The organism is Rhizobium sp. 007 (assembly GCF_015353075.1).
Lineage (GTDB): Bacteria > Pseudomonadota > Alphaproteobacteria > Rhizobiales > Rhizobiaceae > Rhizobium.
On the sequence record NZ_CP064187.1, the window covers coordinates 563269 to 582622 of the forward strand.

A 19354-nucleotide genomic window follows, 5' to 3' on the forward strand; every position below is an offset into this window, starting at 1 on the left:
CTTGCCCACCATTCTTCCGGGAGGGAGTGACGAAATCTCAGGTTGAATAATGAAGCCGGCGGACATACCCTTCTTGCCTGTGAGCCAGAATGAGCTTCAGGCCATGGCTTACACCGATCCGCTGACCGGGCTCGGCAACCGCCATCGCATGCGCGACAGGGTCAGTCAGATTTCCACGGAACGCGCAAGCGATCCGGCTCCCTTCACCATCGGCATCGCCAACCTCGATTCCTTCAAGCCGATCAACGATCTTTTCGGCTCTGCAGCCGGTGACGAAATTCTATGCCAGGTCGCCCACCGCCTGAAGGCATGTATACCGGATGGCGCGCTGGTCACCCGCCACGACGGCGACGAATTCGCTTTCGTGCTGCCGCTGATCTTCGAGCGCGCAAGCGCTGAAAAGTTCGGCCAGATGATCCGCGAGGTGCTGTCGGCGCCCTATGATCTCGGCGACCGCAACGTGCGGCTTTCCGCCTCCTTCGGCTTTGCCATCTATCCTTTCGCCGGTGCGGAGTTCGATGAGCTTTTGAAAAGCGCCGAAACCGCTCTCTATCGCTCGAAGCGCCGCGGCCGCAGCCAGATCACCGTCTATTCGCGCGAGATCGCGCAGGAGATGAAGCGCGCAACACAGCTCGAGCAGGCGCTTCGAAATGCCATCATCTCAGACGCCATCGACGTGCATTTCCAGCCGATCGTCTCTCTGTCGAACAATCAGGTGGTCGGCTTCGAGGCCCTGGCGCGCTGGAACGATGCGGACCTCGGCTTCGTTTCGCCGGGCGTTTTCGTGCCGCTCGCCGAAGAGCGCGGCTTCATCGACGCGCTGTCGGAAACCTTGCTTCGAAAGGCTGCCGAAGCGGCACTCTCCTGGCCGCGCGAACTATTCCTGTCGTTCAACCTGTCCTCCGCCCAGCTCATGGATCCAGGCACAAGCAGCAACGTGCTCTCCATCCTCGGTCGCGTCGGCTTAGACCCGCACCGTTTGGAGTTGGAAATCACCGAAACGGCGGTTATGAGTTCCACCGATACCGCCCACCGCATCCTTTCCGATCTTCGGCAGGCAGGCGTGCGCATCTCGCTCGACGATTTCGGCACCGGTCAATCGAGCCTCGGGCGCCTTCGCGACTTCATCTTCGACAAGGTGAAGATCGACCGCGCCTTCGTCTCGCGCATCAATTCAGACCGCGCCTCCGAGCATATCATCAAGGCGATCCTGACGATGTGCGAAGGCCTCGATCTCGAAGTGGTTGCCGAGGGCATCGAAGATTATTCGGAGGCCGTGAAGCTGCGGTCGCTCGGCTGCGGCATGGGGCAGGGCTACCATTTCGGCAAGCCCGCCGATGGCATCGCCACATTGCGCTTCCTCCACGAAAACTATTACGACTCGGCCGCTATCGATCGCGTGTCGGCCTGATGCCTGCGCAAGCCGCATCAAAGGCTGTTTTCGCGCCGCCGTCAGACGTCGCAATCTGTCCCGCCTTGCGCCACATGATCTTTTTGCTCAAGCACCTCACGTTGACGTCCGTGCGGCAATCTAGGCCCTGCGCTTTTGATCTCTTCTGTAGAAAACGGCGGCGCCCGATCGGGGCACCGCCGCCTACACTATACGCTCCGCGCGGGATTATTTATTGGTCGAACCCGTAGCTGTCGGGTCTGACGGCATCGTGCCCGAAGGCGCCGGAGCCTTTTCAGCGGCCAGAGCCTGCAGGGTCTTGAATTCCGGAGCGGCCTTCAGAGAATCTGCCGTTTCCGAGGTCGTCAGCTTCAGGCTGCCGTCCTGCGTGTTCTGGGCAGCGGTGATCTTGTCCATCGGCACTGCAACGTTCTTTTCACCGATACCAATGAAGCCGCCAACACCGATCACAGCAGCAACCAAGCCGCCGTCCTTCTTCATGATCAGGTCGTTGACCTCACCGATGCTTTCGTTCTCGCCGGTATAGACAGACTGGCCAATATAGGAATTGGCGCTGATCTGGTCTGCACCCTGTTCTGTCAGGTATCCGCCTGCCTCGGCCGTATCAGTCGACGGAGCCGGAGCCGGAGCCTGGGCGTCACCAGCCGGAGCGGTTGCATCCGGCATCTTTGGTGCTGCCGGGTCGGCCGGAGCCGTCTGGGTTGCATCAGGGGTGGCCGGCTGCGGTGCAGTCTGCGAGAACGCCGCCGGCGCGAAAGCCGTGGCAAACAAGGCGCCAGCGGCAACGGTCGTCAAAAGTTTGCGTGTCATTTCGAACCTACCTTTGTGTTCCTCGATTGGTCTTAAGCGCGGCCGCCGGTTTTGTTCTTTGGCGTCTTTTTCCGTGCCGGTTCAAAAGGAAAATGACTGGATAGGCTTTTAGTTCCGGGAACGAATACGGAAAGTTCGATGATCTTCGCAAAATTCTATCGAAATGCGTGTGATTTTGACGGCTACAACAAAGCGCGGCGGCTTTTGTTCGACCGGAATGAAGATGGACTGAAGGCATTTCGCCTTCAGCTTGCTTCAAACGTCCGCGTTGCGTTGTTCAGAGCACGTAGACTGGGTCGAAAACGCCTTTTACCGCCACACCAAGCTCCAGCAGCGCACCAGCTTGCGGCTGCGACGAGCGCGCGGTGTCGTCGAGCCCTTCCCAGGCGGTTGTCACCGCCAGCCGGTCCGCATTGACGCCGATAAAGGCTGGGCAGGAGGGTTGTGCGGCAGGAACCTTGTAACGGGCGATGCGCAGGCCGTCCGGGCTGTACCGGTCGACGACGCCTGCACCCCAGCGTGCGTTCCAGATATAGCCATCCGAATCGCAGACGGAACCGTCGATGCCGCCGGGATCATCCATGCTGTCGACCATGACGATCGGCTCGCCCGTCGGAAGCCCGGTCTGCGGATCGACCATGACGCGCATGAGACGGCTGATGCGCGTGTCCGTGTAATAGCCGATCGTGCCGTCGGGCGAAAAGCAGATCGAATTGGGAATGCTGATGCCGCTGAAGATCTTCGTCACCCTGCCACCGGCGACGTGATAGATCGCGCCTGCCTGGGGTTCCGCCCGTTTGCTCATCGTGCTGATCCACAGTGCGCCGGATGGGTGCGTGCGGCCGTCGTTCGAGCGGTTTTCCGGGTTGTCGTTTTCGAATGCGGCATAGAAGGTCAGATTGCCGCTGCCAATATCGCGGACGAAAAGTCCTTCTTCGGTTGCGAGCAGCTGGCGGTTGGCGTCGATGCGTGCGAGCACGCTCGCCATCATCGGAAGCGGATGCACCTTCTTTTTTTCGGTGGTGAGGTTCAGTTCGTGCAGTTCCTTGCCGAGAATATTGAACCACCAGACGGTGTCGGTATCCGGATCGTAGGTCGGGCCTTCGCCAAGTACCGAACTGGTATTGCAAAGCGTCTTGCCCTCGAACTCGTAAATCTCAGTCATATGCCTACGCTCCTACGGCTGCGTCATAGGCGTAAATGGTGGCCTTGGCGCGCTCGGCAACCTCTGCGGCCGTCATTCCGGGCTTGTAAATGCTGGTGCCGAGGCCGAAGGCCAGAATGCCCGCTTTCGTGTAGTCCGCGAAATTTTTGTCGGAGACGCCGCCGACCGCCGCGATCACCAGTTCGGGCGGCAGAATGGCGCGGATGGCCGTGATGCCCGAAGGACCGAGCACGCTGGCGGGGAAGAACTTCAGGCCGGTTGCCCCGGCGCGGGCGGCGGCGAGCGCCTCGGTCGGCGTGAAGACGCCCGGCATCGAGACCATGCCGTAGCTGCGCGCGCGAATGATGACGTCAGGCTCGACATTCGGTGTGACGAGCAGCTTGCCACCGGCATTGTGAAGGCTGTCGACAGCATCGACCGTCAACACGGTGCCCGCGCCGATCAGGCATTCCGGCGGCGCCATTTTCGCAGCGATCTCGATGGATTTGAAAGGGTCGGGCGAGTTCAGCGGGATTTCGATCGCGGCGAGGCCGTTCTCGATCAGTGCGCCGACGACGCTTTCGGTTTCCTCCGGCTTGATGCCGCGGAGAATGGCGATGAGCGGACGCTTCATGGAGGGAAAGGGAATGCGGTTGATCATGAGAATTTCCTCAATTCGGCCAGATAGCTTCGGCGGCGGCCGAAAGCCCACGGCGCACGGCCGTGTCGGCATCGATGACGGTGTACTTTAGAGACAAGAACTTGAAGGCCGTTTCATAAAGGCCCTGGAGGCGGCCCGACGCGACGAGCGTGACAGGCGTGTCGTTCGGTGCGTCGAAAAGCGCACCGGCGATTTCAAGCCCGATCAGAGTGCCGGAAATCCTTGCCTGTGCACCGGCCGCCGTCAATGCGTGAAGAAGCTGGCCCGAGCGGGCGGTAAAGAGAAGGTTCGACGCCATAACAGGCTGCCTGAAAGCGGCCGAGACTGCCGCTCTGAAGGCGGAATTGTCTGCTTGCGCCTCCTCGGCGCTCGCAACGGCATGCGAGAGGATCGTATGCTTGCTGATCGCGTCGAAGAGTTCACCAGTCATGAAGGTCGAAAACCCGATCACTTCGCCGTCCTGAACATGAACCCATTTCGAGTGCGTGCCTGGCATGCAGACGGCCTGCAATCCCCTGCTGTCGGGGCCAAGTGCGCCAAGCAGCTGTGTTTCCTCTCCGCGCATGACGTCGGGCGATGCCTTGTCGCGCTGGGCAAGGCCGGGGAGGATACGGACATCCCGGCTTTGGCCCGGAACGGAAACCGCGCCGGTGAGGATCGAGGAGATCGACGCGGGAACGTCGATATAGCCCGCCTCGACCCAGCCCTGCTTGGCGCCGACCATGCCGCAGGCGATGACCGGCACGTTCTGTGGGACCGAGAGTGCGGCAAGATGCGACGCCAAGACATCGGCAAAGCCGGTCTTGGCCGCCGTCGTCATGCCTTCGCCGCTGCGGCGTTCGCCGAGAATACTGCCGTCCTTGCCGATCAGCCAGAGCCTGAAACTGCTCGTACCCCAATCCACCGCGACATAAACGGGATTTGCCATCAGAAAATGCCTCCGTCGACAATCAAGGACTGCGCCGTCACCGCGGCCGCGCAGTCGGATGCAAGAAACAGACAAGGGCCGACGATCGCGTCGCCATGCAGGACCTTCTTCAGGCACTGCCGTTTGATGGTCTGCGCAATGCCTTCTTCGGTCAGCCAGAGCTTCATCTGCCGTTCGGTCACGATCATGCCCGGTAAGATGCAGTTGACGCGGATATTGTCGGGGCCGAGCTTGCCCGCAAGGCTCTTGGTGAGACCGATCACGGCGGCCTTGGCCGTGGAATAGGCCGGGAAGTCCGGCATGTTCAGGAGAAAGGCGATCGACGACATGTTTATGATCGCGCCGCCGCCTGCCGCACGCATGGAAGGCGCTACGGCCTGGGCGGTGAAGAAGACATGGCGGAGGTTTGTCGCCTGGTTGTTGTCCCAGTATTCTTCGGTCACCGTATCGAATTCATGCCGGTCGTCCCAGGCAGCGTTGTTGACGAGAACGGTGATCGGCCCTGATTGCGCGACCACCGCATCAACCGTCTGCCGGATCGCGCCGATATCGCGAAGATCGGCCTTGAAGAAATGCACCGGATGTTCCGAATCGCGGGAAAGCCGCATGGCAAGTTCGCGGCTTTCCGTTTCGGCTATGTCGATGAAGGAAACCTTCGCGCCCTGCCGGGCAAAGCCCTCGACGATCGCGGCGCCGATGCCGGAGCCGCCACCTGTCACGAGCACGCAACGATCCCTGAATTCCGGAAACTGCGCGACTACGCTCGTCACCGTATCCTCCCGATTTTCCATTATTTGGAACTCAATTTGACTATGTGGAATTATCTGATTACGCTGCCATTCGTGTCAAGGCCGACGGTAGGCGATCAATGGCTCCACGAAAAGATATATCGAGAGAAAGTGAAACGGGGACATTGGGTAAGGCGATGGCGCTGCTCGAGCTCGTGACGCATGCCGAACGTCCAATGCGCTTTACCGATATTCTCGCGCTCGTCGGCCAGCCGCGCGGCACGCTGCACCGCCAGCTCGGTCATCTCGTCGAGGAAGGGCTTCTGGAATTCGACGTAGACGGCCGCTATGCGCCGGGGTTGCGGCTTCTCGATTTGGCGTCGCGAAGCTGGGCGAAGAATGAGTTCCGGCTGATTGCCGAACCGCACCTGAGGCACCTACAGCAGATGAGCGGCGAGACGGTCCATCTCGGCGTCCTGCGCGAAACCTCCATTATCTACCTCGACAAGATCGAAGGCCAGCAGTCTATTCGCATGTATTCCCAGATCGGCAATGCCTCGCCCGTCTATTGCACCGGCGTCGGCAAGGTTGCTCTTTCGATTTTGCCGGATGATGCGCTGGAGACGCTGGTGCGAAGCCTCTCCTTCCATAGCTTCACTCCACAGACATTGGTCTCGGCCGAGGCATTGCTGACCGAGGTGGCGGCAATCCGCAAAGCCGGCTTCGCCTTCGACCGCGAGGAGCATGAGCCGGGTATCCGCTGCGTTGCGGCGCCAATCCGGATGGAGGATGGAAGCTTTACGGGCGGCGTTTCGATCACCGGTCCGGCTTACAGGCTCACGCTTGAGCGTCTCGAAGAATGGGCTGCACCCTTAAAGCAGACGGCAAAATGCATCGCGGATGCGATGCGCGTCCGTCTCGGCCCGCGCCGATAGCAGCCTACGTGGCGATGCAATCGGCTGGACGCTCCCGCAGAGCGCACTTATGATGAGCGCGATATTGAGATTTGGCTGCGAATCACGCCAACTGCGGTAGTTTGTTAAAACGAATAGTCTCTTCGGCCATTGTATTTCGGCCAGGTTGTTTTTCATTTCATGCTGGCGCGTGGTTGGCTTGCAGGCACACATCGATCTGAAACGGCGCCGCCGCTCTTGAGAAGACGAAAAAGTAGATGACAGCACTGTCACGGGCATCTTTCGATGCAGATGGATACATTCAGGAAATCGGGGGCCTGAAGACCCAATTCGATATCTTCCGCTTCATGAAGCGCCTGACGGAAGTCTGCCGAAGCCGCGCGTTCATGGTCCTCAACCTGCCGCCGGTCACGTCATTCGAACTGCAAAGCGCGACGGTGATCACCAGTTGGCCGGCCGAGCTGCTGGCGCTTTATGATCAGGAAAACCTGCTGGTGAGCAGTCCCGTCATACGCCGCCTGCGCACGTCGTCGGTCCCCTTTTTCGTCGACGTGACCAAGGGCCATAGGAGGGATGACGGCAAGACTGCGATGGCCGTGGCGCTTTTCGAGCGTTTCAAGATGATGCGCTGCGCCTTTTTCCCGACGCACGAGCCATCGGGCATGCGCGGCGCAGTCTCGTTCGCCGGTGATCGCGAGCCCTTCGCGTCGGAAGAGATGCGCGATCTTTCCTATATCTCGATCCATGTGTTCGACAGGCTTGCCGAAATCCGCAGTCTCGATACGCGCATGACGGATGCGCTGACGGACCGCGAAATCGATTGCTTGAACTGGACGGCGGCGGGAAAGACCAGTGCGGAAATCGCCGATATCCTCAACCTCTCGGAACATACCGTCAACCACTACCTGAACCGCGCAACGAAGAAGCTCGACACGGTCAACCGGACGCAGGCGGTCGCCAAGGCACTGCGCATCGGCATCATCAAGTAACCCTGCTGAAAATATTGGCAGTTTGGCTCAAAAGATGGGCAGGGCCGTGTCTTTCATCCGTTGCTACTCTCCGTCGCGTTCCGGCCCGTCGCCCCAATTCGCCCGTCGCGCCCATTTGAAGGTGGCGCCGTCGCGTTTGGAGAAGGTGCGCTCGCCCGCCGTCCCGTCGCTTTGACAGAGCTTCAGCCGGATCACTCCGCCCGAGCCCTGAGGCGGTGCGATGATGCGGGCCTGGGGAGCCTCGCCTGCAAAACGGCTTGCGGCGATGAAAATATATTTCTCGTCCTCCCACGGCACGTCCGCATCCTTGACCAAGCGGTGCATTTTCGAGCGGGCGACCCGGCGCGAAAAATGACACCAATCTGGCCGCGCGAGAGGACAGTCCGATGCATGCGGGCAGGGCGCGATCAGATGCGCCCCTTTTGAGAGCAGTAGGTCACGCGCGGCGAGGATGCGGTCCCAACCGGCCGGCGTTCCGGGTTCGATGATGACGATCGTGTCGAGCGTCATCGCCCAGAGCTTATCGATCGACGCGTCGATCTGATGCGGCTCTATCTCATCGAGCACATAGGCGATAGTGACGAGATCGGCGGGCGCAATTTTCGGCAACGCCTTGATAAGATTGCCATCCAGCCATTCCGTCTGAAGGTCGAGCCGCCCCGAGAGGCTTCTTCCGACGTTGCGGATCGCATCGCTTGCCTCCACCATCACGGCGCTTTTGATCTCCGGCCAGCAGTCGGTGGCCGCCCAGAGTGCCGAGCCTGGACCAGCCCCGATATCGACCAAATACTCAGGGGCGAAATCAGGCCGGGCTTGCGAAATCATTTGATAGGCGGCGCGGATCGCGGCATAGGTGGCGGGCAGCCTGGCGGCGAGATAAGCCTTGGCTGCAAGGCTGTCGCTGATGTGGAAACTGCCGTCACGCAGTTCCTGGCGATAGCGGCTGGAAAGGCGTGCCGCGGCGCGCTTCAGCCCATCGAGCGGCTGGCCCTCCAGCATCTCCTCCACCTGTTCCCGCAAGATCCTTGGCAATTCCATCGCTGTCGCCCGCATTGATCGATCACGCCATACAGCCGGGTGCGATCCATGCCAAGCGGCATATGAAGCGCTTGCCGATCATCATCTGGCACGAGCCTTGCTTCTTATTCCGCAGAGGTCCAGAGGGGACTTTGAAAGAGCGCCAAAAAAGAACGGCGCCATCGGCAACCCGCCGTCGGCAGCGTAGATGCATGTCTCCTGCATCCGTTGCCGGCGGCGGTTGTTGCCTTTTTGTAACGGCCCTCCCGGGATGACGCTCCAACCCCGTGGTTTGGGGTGATTTTTCCTCTGGTCATTTCCCCACATTGTTCTACTTCGGCCTGCATTGCGCCGGGTATCGGGCAGACCGTTGCGGCCATCGGGGCGAAAGCCCGGCGGACCAGATGGCCGCAACGGATTTCGATAGAGCGCGATTTCCGTTGCCCTTGATGCCGATTTCGTTTGGCGAAGCCGCAGCCCTCCACTATCTACGTCTCTTCAAAGACTATGCGTGAGGGTGGAATGACGGACGTCACCAAGGAACAAGTTCTCGAAACGCTGAAGACCGTGCGCGGTCCCGATCTCGAACATAATATCGTCGAGCTCGGCATGGTTTCCGATGTCTTCATTGCAGACGGCAAGGTCTATTTCTCGATCACCGTTCCGGCCGAGCGAGCCAAGGAGCTTGAGCCGCTGCGTCTCGCGGCCGAACGCGTCATCAAGGAACTGCCCGGCGTCAAGGGTGCGCTCGTGGCGCTGACCGCCGACAAGAAAGCGGCCCCTGCCTCCGCACCTGCCGCCCGTCCTGCTGCCCATGCCGGGCACGGCCATGAAGGCCATGCGCACGCGCCGCAGCAACAGCCGCCGCGCGCCGGCAAGATCGGCGTTCCCGGCATCAAGTCGATCATCGCGGTTGCCTCCGGCAAGGGTGGCGTCGGCAAGTCGACGACGGCCGTCAATCTCGCGCTCGGCCTACAGGCGAACGGTCTGCGTGTCGGTATTCTCGACGCCGACATCTACGGTCCCTCCATGCCGCGCCTTTTGAAGATTTCCGGCCGGCCGACGCAGGTCGACGGCCGCATCATTAATCCGATGGAGAATTACGGCCTCAAGGTCATGTCAATGGGCTTCCTCGTCGATGAGGAAACTGCGATGATCTGGCGCGGCCCGATGGTGCAATCGGCGCTGCTGCAGATGCTGCGCGAAGTCGCCTGGGGCGAACTCGACGTTCTTGTCGTCGACATGCCGCCCGGTACCGGCGATGCGCAGCTGACGATGGCCCAGCAGGTGCCGCTCGCCGGCGCCGTCATCGTCTCCACGCCGCAGGACCTTGCATTGATCGATGCCCGTAAGGGGCTCAATATGTTCCGCAAGGTGGAGGTCCCGGTTCTCGGTATCGTCGAGAACATGAGCTATTTCATCGCGCCCGATACCGGCACCCGCTACGACATCTTCGGCCATGGCGGCGCGCGCAGGGAGGCCGAGCGCATTGGCGTGACCTTCCTCGGCGAGGTCCCGCTCACGGTGAGTATCCGCGAAACCTCGGATGCCGGCACGCCGCTTGTCGCATCCGAACCGAACGGCATCGTTGCGGGCATCTATCGCGACATCGCTTCGAAGGTGTGGGAACAACTCGGCGGCCAGCCGCAGCGCCAGGCGCCGGCGATCATTTTCGAATAGCTGTTTCGGCGCGCCGAATTCCCCAAATTGTGGGGGAAATGTGGTGATATCGCCCAGTTCACCTAAGATGACTTGATTATTTCACAGCTTTCCGTCATATGGCCCGCCGTCGCCATGATGGCGGTTTCTGCGGATGCTCGATGATGGCCGCCCTTGCTTGAAAAGTTTCGGCCAGCCTGCATGTTCGGAGTTATCTTGTCGATCGAAGGATTGGTGACTGCGATGCGGTTGAGCAGAATGCATGGCCGGGTTCTGACCGGATGCAGCTGGAGTTGTATGAACCTTTTTCCGCGTCCGGTAAGATCGAAGACTATTAGCCTGTACGGCGCCGTGACGGCTGCCATTCCAGTGAAAGGCTCTCGATGAAAAGCGCAGGCATTGCAGGACGTGCCGGCGGCTGGAGCAACGCCCGGTGATCACGGCCTATTGTTCAAATTGCAAGTCGGTCGAAATCCGTGACCTATCGCACGCCGCGGAGTTTCCGGACGATGTGGTATGGATCGATATGCTCGAGCCAACCCGTGAGGAGGAACTCTACGTCGAAAAGATCGTCGGCATCGAGGTTCCGACCCGCGACGATTTGAAGGATATCGAGCCGTCCGCACGCCTCTATACCGAGAATAATGCGGTCTACATGACGGCTTCGTTGGTCTGGAAAGCTGAGACAGAGGCGCCGACGCTGACGGATGTTGCCTTCATCCTCGTTGGGAACCGGTTGATCACCATCCGCTACGCTCATCCAAAATCCTTTGCCCTGTTCATCGCCGCCCTTCATCGCGTGCCGGAAGAGTGGCGCAGCGGTGCCGCTCTCCTTGCCAAGCTGCTCGAGACGATCGCCGACAGGACTGCGGAAATTCTCGAACTCTCGGTCGCCCGCATCGATGTCCTTTCGACGCACGTTTTCGGCGACCGCGCCAGAAAGGTTCGCAAGCCTTCGAACTATCTCGAGGAGAAGCTTCGCGATATCGCCGGCCACCACCGCCTTGTCAGCAAGGTGCGCGAAAGCCTCGCCTCGCTCTCACGCCTCATGACCTTCTTCTACACCATCCCCGCAGTTCAGAAGGACCAGGCGACGAAGGAACTGTCGCGCACCGTCTCGCGCGATATCCAGTCGCTGACGGAGCATGCGTCCTACATCGCCGGAAACATCACCTTCCTCCTCGACGCCTCGCTCGGCCTCATCAACATCGAGCAGAACTCGATCATCAAGATCTTCTCGATCGCATCCGTCGTCTTCTTGCCGCCCACCCTTGTCGCATCCATTTATGGTATGAATTTCGAATTCATGCCGGAACTGCACTGGGTCGCGGGCTATCCCTCTTCGCTGGGCCTGATGGTGATGTCCGCCATCATTCCGTTTTTCTTTTTCCGATGGAAAGGCTGGCTCTAAGGAGCCTGTTGTCACTTTATGTCCGACGAAAGCCATTCACACGATCGCCACATGACGCCGCGCAAACTCTTCTATCTTACGCTCGGCTCCGTCGGCGTCGTCTATGGAGATATCGGTACCAGCCCGCTCTACGCATTCCGCGAAGCGCTGAAGCCGGTCGCGCACGATGGGATCACCCGTTTCGAGATCATCAGCCTTATCTCGCTGATGCTCTGGGCACTGACGATCATCGTCACCCTCAAATATGTCCTGCTGCTGCTGCGCGCCGATAACGAAGGCGAGGGCGGCACACTCTCCCTGCTTGCCCTGTTGATGAAGACGGCGAACGGGCACACCGCATTGCTGCTTACACTCGGCATGGCAGGTGCGGCTCTGTTCCTGGGCGATGCGATGATCACGCCGGCGCTTTCGGTTCTGTCTGCCGTTGAAGGCGTTAAGTTGATGGCCCCGAGCCTGTCGGCCTACATCGTGCCGATTTCGGCGGCCATTCTTGTCTTGCTGTTCGTTTTCCAATCGCACGGCACCGGCGCCATGGCCCGTTTTTTCGGACCGATCACCGCGCTCTGGTTCATCGTCATGGCGATTGCCGGCATTTCGCATATCTCCGACGACTACGGGATCTTGGCAGCCTTCAATCCGTATTATGCCGTCAGCTTCCTACTCCACGAGGGATTCTTCGGCATCGTTGTTCTGGGTGCGGTCTTCCTGACGGTGACCGGCGCCGAAGCGCTTTACGCCGACCTTGGCCATTTTGGCCGCCGCCCGATTCAGTGGGCCTGGTTCGCGCTGGTCTTTCCTTCGCTCGCGCTGAACTATCTCGGCCAGGGCGCACTCGTTCTCGGCAATCCGGAGGCGATGTCCGACCCCTTCTATCTCATGTTCCCGAAGTGGGCGCTGCCTTTTGCCGTCATACTGGCGACGGCTGCAACGATCATCGCCAGCCAGGCGGTCATCACCGGCGCCTTTTCGCTCGTGCGCCAGGGGATCAACCTCGGTTTCCTGCCGCGCATGGAGATCCTCTTCACATCGGAGACCAATACCGGGCAGATTTTCCTGCCGACGGTCAACACAGTGCTCTTCCTGGGCGTCATGTTCCTGGTCATCACGTTCCAGACGTCGGAAGCTCTTGCAACGGCTTACGGCATCTCGGTCACCGGCGCGATGGTCGTCACCACAATCATGGCCTTCGAATTCGTGCGGACGCGCTGGAACTGGTCGGCTTCGATCGCAACGATCGTTCTGTTGCCGCTGCTTGTGCTGGAACTGATCTTCCTCGGTGCCAACCTGCTCAAAATCCACGACGGCGGCTATATTCCGATCCTCATCGCCACCGCCTTCATCGTTGTCATGTGGACCTGGCGCCGCGGCACGGCGCTCCTCATGGAAAAGACCCGCCACACGGATATTCCGCTGCCTTCCTTTGTCAGTTCCATCGAGCGCAAGAGCGATCATTCGCCTGCCCATGTGCCGGGCACCGCGATTTTCCTCACCAGCGATCCGGAATCGGCCCCCGCAGCCCTGCTTCACAATCTAAAGCACAACCACGTCCTGCATGACCGCAACGTCATCCTGACGATCCGCACGGTCAACAAGCCGCGCGTTGCGAACTCCGAACGCTACAAGGTCGAGCAGGTTTCCGAGCGCTTCTCGCGTGTCGAACTGCTCTTCGGCTTCATGGAAACGCAGAACGTCTCCCAGGCGCTCGCAGCACTTAGAAAGACCGGGCTGAAGTTCGACATCATGACGACCTCCTTCTATCTCGGCCGGCGCAAGCTGGTGCCGGATGCGAAATCCGGAATGCCTTACTGGCAGGACCGGCTCTATATCGCGCTCGCCAACGCGGCAGCGAACCCCTCCGACTACTTCCGTCTTCCGGCGAACCGCGTAGTCGAACTCGGCTCGCACGTCATCATCTGACACGCTTTCCAAACAGTCTTCTCCCCGCGCGGGAGAAGACGAAAAACCGCTCACGGATGCATTCTGGGACACCGCATTAACCAAGCATCAAGGTTAATGGGTGATTTTCGTCTGACTGTTGAAGCGTCCCGTGTCCGGAGTCTGGCGTTGCGTCGAAATCGCGTTGTCCGCAGCAAGCTGCGTTTTCTCCCTCAGAGCTGGATTTCACCCGCCATCTTCGGCATTTGCGGGTGGCTCGCATTCCCCACCATCGCATCGCATGCCGATCTCGCCGCCATGCTCGCCGGGCTTGATCAAAGCCGCGACAACTGGCGCATGGTGATGACAAATTCTCCGGCGGGCTCCATTCATCAGGCCGAACTCGCTTTCGCGGATCCGATCGTGACGGGAACGATCGCGGCCGGCGCGGGCATGGTTCTTCCCGATGGCCGCAAGGTTGCCTTTGTCGCGAAAGGCAAGGGCCACGAGGAAACGCCGGACGAAGAACGCGTCAACCGCGGTACCAAGAAAGGCCGCATCGTCGCCGTCGAGAAGATGCAGCCGCCGAAGGATTTCTCCGCCGGCTCCATTCTCCAGCGCACGCAGCTCCTTTTCCAGCCGAGCTTCGACATCAAGGACAAGTCCGCCTTCGTGAAGCCGAAGATCATGGGCAAGGAAATCGAGATCGCCACCAATTTCTACAGGAAGCAGCCGGTCATGCCGGAACCCGGCGTTCCGGCGATGCTTGCAGGCCTCGTCACAAGCAACAAGGCCGACGTGCTGGCGACCGCTTATGCGCCGGCAGCCCCGGACTACGCCCGTCAATCGCCCTTCGACACGATCCTCGCCGATCAGGCAAATGACGGCCGCTTCGTTCCGCAGATCGGCGCGGGCGATCATGCATGGGCGGCGAGCATCCTGCCTGCCAGCGCGTTTTCGGCGCGCGAGCAGCAGTGCCTTGCATCCGGCATCTATTTCGAAGCTCGCGGCGAATCGGTAAAGGGGCAGGCCGCAGTCGCGCAGGTCATCCTCAACCGCGTCAGGAACCCGGCCTACCCGAAAACCATCTGCGGCGTCGTCTACCAGAACGAAGACTGGCGGAACCGCTGCCAGTTTTCCTTCGCCTGCGACAACATCCGCGATCGCGTGAACTCCGAAAATCACTGGCGCGTTGCCCGCGACGTCGCCATGGCGGTCACGGCCGGCAAGATCTGGCTTCCGCAAGTCGGCTCGGCTACACATTATCATGCCGTCTATGTCCGGCCGAAATGGGCAAGGACCATGGAAAAGGTCGGCCGCATCGGCCTGCACGTCTTCTACCGCACCTATGGCGGTGGCTGGAGCTGAGGAAAAGCCGGTCCGGCAGCGGATTTCCCCGCCGATCATCGGCTTCGAAAGCGGATTCTTTCGCTCGAATTTTCAAGGCGGTGTGAAATTCGGATCAAATCATTGATTCGGAACGATAATTTTATGGCTGGACATAAGCTTCCTACGCCTTGACTATGGTTTCCCCTAAAACTATGTTGCGCGCGACTTCAGAACGGGCCGAAAGGTTTTCAGACCTTGTGTCCGTTGTCCTGAAAACCGGGGTAGCGGGGATCGCGGACAGCGGAAGACGAGGAGGAAGCCATGGCGGATGACCGCGAGGAAAGTCTTGAAAAGCGCCGTGCGCAGCTGGGAGCGAAGCTCAAAGCCAAGCGCATAGATGCGGGAGAGGACGAGGCGAACGAAGCCCGCGCCGAGGTAAGCCGCAAAGGCTATGCTGAGGCGATGAAGCTTTCGAGCGAGTTCATTTCCGCCATCGTCGTCGGTGCCCTTCTTGGCTATCTTTTGGACCGTTTTGTCGGCACGGCGCCTTGGGGGTTGATTGTTCTTCTGCTTCTCGGATTCTGTGCCGGTGTTTTGAACGTTCTTCGTGCTGCGGGCAAGGTTGCAAAACCGGAGCCTGGAGAGGCCGAAAACGGCAAGAAATAGGGCAGGGTGCCAGGCGCTTTGTCCAGTGTGATGATCCCGCAATCGCGGGCCAAAGAAGAGAGAACAAGCGGTGTCTAACGATCCGACCCATCAGTTCCTGATCCAGAAGATTGTGCCGATCGAAATCGGCGGAATTGATTTCTCGTTTACCAACGCTTCTCTCTTCATGGCGGCATCCGCTGCCGTTGCCGCAGGCTTCCTTTATTTCTCGACGTCAAACCGCGCGATCGTTCCCGGCCGCTCGCAGTCGGTCGCGGAAATGTCTTACGAATTCATCGCCGGAATGCTGAAGGAAGGCGCAGGAACCAAGGGGATGAAGTTCTTCCCGCTGGTCTTTTCGCTCTTCATGTTCGTGCTGACGGCAAACCTGCTTGGCATGTTCCCGTATTTCTTCACGGTGACGAGCCAGATCATCGTCACCTTCGCCTTGGCGCTGCTCGTCATCGGCACGGTTCTCGTCTACGGCTTCTATAAGCACGGCTTCCATTTCCTGAATGTCTTCGTGCCCTCGGGCGTGCCAGGCATTCTTCTGCCGCTGGTGGTGGCGATCGAGATCATCTCCTTCCTGTCCCGCCCCATTTCACTTTCTGTTCGTCTTTTCGCCAATATGCTCGCCGGTCACATCACGCTGAAGGTGTTCGCAGGCTTCGTCGCCTCGCTTGGAGCCCTCGGTGCAGTCGGTGTCGGCGGTGCCATTCTTCCCCTCATCATGACGGTCGCCCTGACCGGTCTCGAGTTCCTCGTCGCCTTCCTTCAGGCTTACGTCTTTGCGGTGCTGACTTGCATGTACCTCAACGACGCAGTTCACCCGGGTGGCCACTAAGGATACCGACATTGACGTCAAAGGGCGTCAGTCAATTCGCCGCAACAACCATTTCAAAGGAGTTCAACATGGAAGCGGAAGCAGCAAAGTTCATCGGTGCAGGTCTGGCTTGCTTTGGTATGGCCGGTACGGCTCTCGGCCTCGGCAACATCTTCGGCAACTACCTCGCCGGCGCTCTGCGCAACCCGTCTGCTGCTGACAGCCAGTTCGGCCGTCTGGTTTTCGGCTTCGCCGTTACGGAAGCTCTGGGCATCTTCTCGCTGCTCGTCGCTCTCCTTCTGCTCTTCGCCGTCTAATATCGGTGGATTGAGGGATCACGGCCTGCGACCAGCAAGCCGTGATCCTTTGTATTTGCAGTACACCTGGAGGTGAGCATGTTTTTTGTGACCCCGGCCTATGCTCAAGAAGCTCCGGCGGGAACGGCAGAACCGGGTGCAGCGCCCGCCACGGACCCGCATGCCGCTCCGGCGCCCGGCGAGGTCCATACCGAGACCGGCGTTCCCGGTGGCGAGCATGGCGGCGGTGTTTTCCCGCCTTTCGATTCGTCGACTTACGCATCCCAGCTTCTGTGGCTGGCGATCACCTTCGCCGTTTTCTTCTTGCTCATGCAAAAGGTCATTACGCCGCGAATCGGCGGTATCCTCGAGCAGCGCCATAAGCGCATCTCGCAGGATCTCGACGAGGCAAGCCGCCTGAAGGCGGAAGCCGATGCGGACGTTGCAGCCTATGAAGCTGAACTCGCTGCGGCCCGCGCCAAGTCGAACTCGATCGGCTCTGCCGCGCGCGACGCCGCCAAGGCCAAGGCCGAAGAAGATCGCCGCTCCGTCGAAGCGAGCCTCTCCGAGAAGCTGAAAGCTGCCGAGGGCCGCATCGCCGACATCAAGGCGAAGGCATTTGCAGACGTCGGCACGATTGCCGAGGAAACGGCCGCTGCCGTTATCGAACAGCTGATCGGTGGCACAACGGCCAAGACCGACGTTGCCGCTGCTGTCGCAGCCGCCAAGAAGGAGGCTTGATCGATGGAATTTGATGCAACTTTCTTCGCCTTTGTCGGCCTCGTCTTGTTCCTGGCCCTCGTCGTCTATCTGAAGGTTCCGGGCATGATGGCAAAGTCGCTCGACGACCGCGCCGACCAGATCCGCAACGAGCTGGCCGAAGCCAAGCGTCTGCGCGAAGAGGCTCAGCATCTGCTGGCCGAATACCAGCGCAAGCGCAAGGAAGCGGAAGCGGAGGCTGCGCATATCGTCGCCGCCGCCGAGCGCGAAGCCGAGATGCTGACTGCCGAGGCGAAGAAGAAGACGGAAGAGTTCGTCGCCAACCGCACGGCCCTTTCGGAACAGAAGATCAAGCAGGCGGAAGCCGATGCGATGAAAGCCGTCCGTTCGGCTGCCGTCGATCTGGCGATCACCGCGGCCGAAACGGTTCTCGCCAAGAAGGCCGACGGCAAGGTCCAGGCCGACCTCTTCAAGGGTGCCGTCGGCGAAGTGAAGACGCGCTTGAACTGAGCGTTCTTTCATGTTGATCTGGAAAGGCCCCGGCATCGGGGCTTTTTTTATTGGCGGCGGTGCGGCTGCCGGAGTTGCTGATGCTGAAGGATGAGGCAGGTTCCGGACCGATCTTGCGTGACGGGCTTGTATGGCGCGCCACGCGTCCATGGACTGCGAATGTGCATTCTCTCTTTGGGCACCTGAAGCAGTGCGACTTCGCTTCAGCGCCGCGATCTGCAGGCTATGATGAGAATTTCGAGCGCGTGACTTTTATTGAGGGCGAGTGCGGCGACCTCGATAGTGTCCAAATGCGCTTGGACACGGTACTGACTTCTGCGGCGCGATTGCTGCGCATCTACCACGATTGCTCGGCATCCTTTCAGGGGGCCGCTGAAGGCGCCTGGCAGCTTAAGCCGAAGCCGCCGTTTGAAGTCATCTGTCATGGCGATTTTGCACCGTACAACGTCGTCATGCGCGACGGCAAAGCGATAGGCATCATCGATTTCGAAGCGGCACATCCCGGTCCGAGGCTCTGGGATATCGCCTATGCTGTCTATCGATGGGCGCCGCTGTCGAGACATATCGCGGTAGAGAGCATTGTCACGATCGAAGAGCAGATCAACCGGGCGCGGGACTTCCTCGACGCTTACGGCTTGCCAGCCGATGAACGCGCCGCTTTGCCTGATCTTGTCATCGAGCGTTTGAAGGGGCTTGTCGCTTTCATGGAAGCGGAAGCGGCGCGGGGATCGGAAAAATACCGCAAGGATATCGAAGAGGGCCATCATCGGCTTTTTCGCGATGACATCGGCTACATCCACGTTCATCGGGATCAAATCGCGGCCGGACTCATGGCCACTTGATTGAGCCGGCAACAAGCCGAAGTGGTGAATCCTGCCACAAATCCGCCGCTCGATGGTCGGCAGATCGCCTTCCTATTGCCGCACCGAAAACGTCTGAGAGTCACATTGTCGCCGGATCGTTCCTCAACCCTAACCGGCGGCCAAGGCAGTATGTCGCCGTCCACGCCACCACAGAGGAATGAATATGATCACTCGTTATACCCCTGTTGCATCGTTGACCGCTGCAGCTCTCAGCTTGATGTTTCTCGGCAACCCCGCGTCCGCACAGCAGGCAGCTCCAGCCCAGCAACCGGTTCAAGCGCAACCAGAAAGCAAAGGCGCGACCGCAGCCGTCAGCGATCAGAAAATCGAGGCCTTTGCGGTCGCCTATCTCCAGGTTGACCAGGTTAGGCAGGAATACTCGGCCAAGATCGGAGCCACACAGGACACGGCAGCGAAGCAACAGCTGCAGACTGAAGCCAGTAAGCAAATGGTTCAGGCCGTGGAAGCCTCTCCAGGCATCTCGCTAGATGAGTATAACTCAATTCTAACCGCCGCGCAGAACGATCCGGCGCTCGTCAAGAGAGTTCAGGAAAAGCTCCAGGAATCTGCACCCGCGCAGCCGGCGCCCGCGAAGCAGCAGTAAGCCGTGCGCCGGGACTG

General features: G+C 59.9%; 20 protein-coding genes. 14 read left to right on the forward strand and 6 right to left on the reverse strand.

All coding sequences use genetic code 11. From position 1 onward, the window contains the following. Positions 1–46 precede the first annotated feature (46 nt). Entirely contained in the window at positions 47–1411 is a 1365-nt protein-coding gene (locus ISN39_RS02675; protein ID WP_074066830.1) for an EAL domain-containing protein, read from the forward strand. Between the two features lie 207 nt (positions 1412–1618). Here the strand turns inward: ISN39_RS02675 and ISN39_RS02680 are convergent, their stop codons facing one another. The 5 genes from ISN39_RS02680 to ISN39_RS02700 form a co-directional block, all read right to left on the reverse strand. Continuing rightward, on the reverse strand, positions 1619–2221 hold the full coding sequence (locus ISN39_RS02680) for a PRC-barrel domain-containing protein (protein ID WP_194729094.1): 603 nt from the start codon (positions 2219–2221) through the stop codon (positions 1619–1621). A gap of 277 nt (positions 2222–2498) precedes the next feature. Continuing rightward, positions 2499–3386, reverse strand: coding sequence for an SMP-30/gluconolactonase/LRE family protein (locus ISN39_RS02685; RefSeq protein ID WP_194729095.1), 888 nt, complete (start codon positions 3384–3386; stop codon positions 2499–2501). Positions 3387–3390: 4 nt separating this feature from the next. Then, complete coding sequence (locus tag ISN39_RS02690) at positions 3391–4023, reverse strand: 2-dehydro-3-deoxy-6-phosphogalactonate aldolase (RefSeq protein WP_074070177.1); 633 nt, start codon at positions 4021–4023, stop codon at positions 3391–3393. A gap of 13 nt (positions 4024–4036) precedes the next feature. Next, on the reverse strand, positions 4037–4954 hold the full coding sequence (locus ISN39_RS02695; protein ID WP_194729096.1) for a 2-dehydro-3-deoxygalactonokinase: 918 nt from the start codon (positions 4952–4954) through the stop codon (positions 4037–4039). After that, positions 4954–5724 (reverse strand): SDR family oxidoreductase, encoded by a 771-nt coding sequence (locus tag ISN39_RS02700; RefSeq protein ID WP_246763269.1) that lies wholly within the window; start codon positions 5722–5724, stop codon positions 4954–4956. Before ISN39_RS02700 ends, ISN39_RS02695 begins: the two co-directional genes overlap by 1 nt. 98 nt (positions 5725–5822) lie before the next feature. Here ISN39_RS02700 and ISN39_RS02705 point away from each other — a divergent pair, with 98 nt between their 5' ends. Both ISN39_RS02705 and ISN39_RS02710 read left to right on the forward strand, forming a co-directional pair. Continuing rightward, complete coding sequence (locus ISN39_RS02705; protein ID WP_194729098.1) at positions 5823–6617, forward strand: IclR family transcriptional regulator; 795 nt, start codon at positions 5823–5825, stop codon at positions 6615–6617. A 236-nt stretch (positions 6618–6853) separates the two neighbouring features. Further along, positions 6854–7585 carry a LuxR family transcriptional regulator gene (locus ISN39_RS02710; RefSeq protein WP_194729099.1) on the forward strand — a complete coding sequence of 244 codons (732 nt, stop codon included), beginning with the start codon at positions 6854–6856 and terminating at the stop codon, positions 7583–7585. A gap of 63 nt (positions 7586–7648) precedes the next feature. Here the strand turns inward: ISN39_RS02710 and ISN39_RS02715 are convergent, their stop codons facing one another. Next, positions 7649–8623, reverse strand: a complete 975-nt coding sequence (locus tag ISN39_RS02715) for a small ribosomal subunit Rsm22 family protein (protein ID WP_194729100.1) — start codon at positions 8621–8623, stop codon at positions 7649–7651. A gap of 501 nt (positions 8624–9124) precedes the next feature. Between ISN39_RS02715 and apbC the strand changes: the two genes are divergently transcribed. The 11 genes from apbC to ISN39_RS02770 all read left to right on the forward strand — a co-directional run bounded on the left by apbC (position 9125) and on the right by ISN39_RS02770 (position 19337). After that, the gene (gene apbC, locus ISN39_RS02720) at positions 9125–10282 is read left to right on the forward strand and encodes an iron-sulfur cluster carrier protein ApbC (protein WP_074066838.1); all 1158 of its coding nucleotides are present in this window, start codon (positions 9125–9127) and stop codon (positions 10280–10282) included. Between the two features lie 412 nt (positions 10283–10694). Continuing rightward, complete coding sequence (locus ISN39_RS02725) at positions 10695–11672, forward strand: magnesium transporter CorA family protein (RefSeq protein WP_194729101.1); 978 nt, start codon at positions 10695–10697, stop codon at positions 11670–11672. Between the two features lie 18 nt (positions 11673–11690). Further along, positions 11691–13589, forward strand: coding sequence for a potassium transporter Kup (locus tag ISN39_RS02730; RefSeq protein ID WP_074066840.1), 1899 nt, complete (start codon positions 11691–11693; stop codon positions 13587–13589). A gap of 147 nt (positions 13590–13736) precedes the next feature. Beyond that, the gene (locus ISN39_RS02735) at positions 13737–14915 is read left to right on the forward strand and encodes a cell wall hydrolase (RefSeq protein WP_194729102.1); all 1179 of its coding nucleotides are present in this window, start codon (positions 13737–13739) and stop codon (positions 14913–14915) included. A 282-nt stretch (positions 14916–15197) separates the two neighbouring features. Continuing rightward, positions 15198–15542, forward strand: coding sequence for an AtpZ/AtpI family protein (locus tag ISN39_RS02740; protein WP_074066842.1), 345 nt, complete (start codon positions 15198–15200; stop codon positions 15540–15542). 70 nt (positions 15543–15612) lie between these two features. Then, positions 15613–16365 carry a F0F1 ATP synthase subunit A gene (locus ISN39_RS02745; protein ID WP_022716552.1) on the forward strand — a complete coding sequence of 251 codons (753 nt, stop codon included), beginning with the start codon at positions 15613–15615 and terminating at the stop codon, positions 16363–16365. Positions 16366–16433: 68 nt separating this feature from the next. Beyond that, on the forward strand, positions 16434–16661 hold the full coding sequence (locus ISN39_RS02750) for a F0F1 ATP synthase subunit C (protein ID WP_027507791.1): 228 nt from the start codon (positions 16434–16436) through the stop codon (positions 16659–16661). Between the two features lie 78 nt (positions 16662–16739). After that, entirely contained in the window at positions 16740–17381 is a 642-nt protein-coding gene (locus ISN39_RS02755; protein WP_039844133.1) for a F0F1 ATP synthase subunit B, read from the forward strand. A gap of 3 nt (positions 17382–17384) precedes the next feature. Beyond that, positions 17385–17870, forward strand: a complete 486-nt coding sequence (locus ISN39_RS02760; RefSeq protein ID WP_074066844.1) for a F0F1 ATP synthase subunit B — start codon at positions 17385–17387, stop codon at positions 17868–17870. Between the two features lie 80 nt (positions 17871–17950). After that, positions 17951–18712 carry a phosphotransferase gene (locus tag ISN39_RS02765; protein ID WP_194729103.1) on the forward strand — a complete coding sequence of 254 codons (762 nt, stop codon included), beginning with the start codon at positions 17951–17953 and terminating at the stop codon, positions 18710–18712. Between the two features lie 184 nt (positions 18713–18896). Continuing rightward, the gene (locus ISN39_RS02770; protein ID WP_074066845.1) at positions 18897–19337 is read left to right on the forward strand and encodes a DUF4168 domain-containing protein; all 441 of its coding nucleotides are present in this window, start codon (positions 18897–18899) and stop codon (positions 19335–19337) included. The last annotated feature ends 17 nt before the right edge of the window (positions 19338–19354 follow it).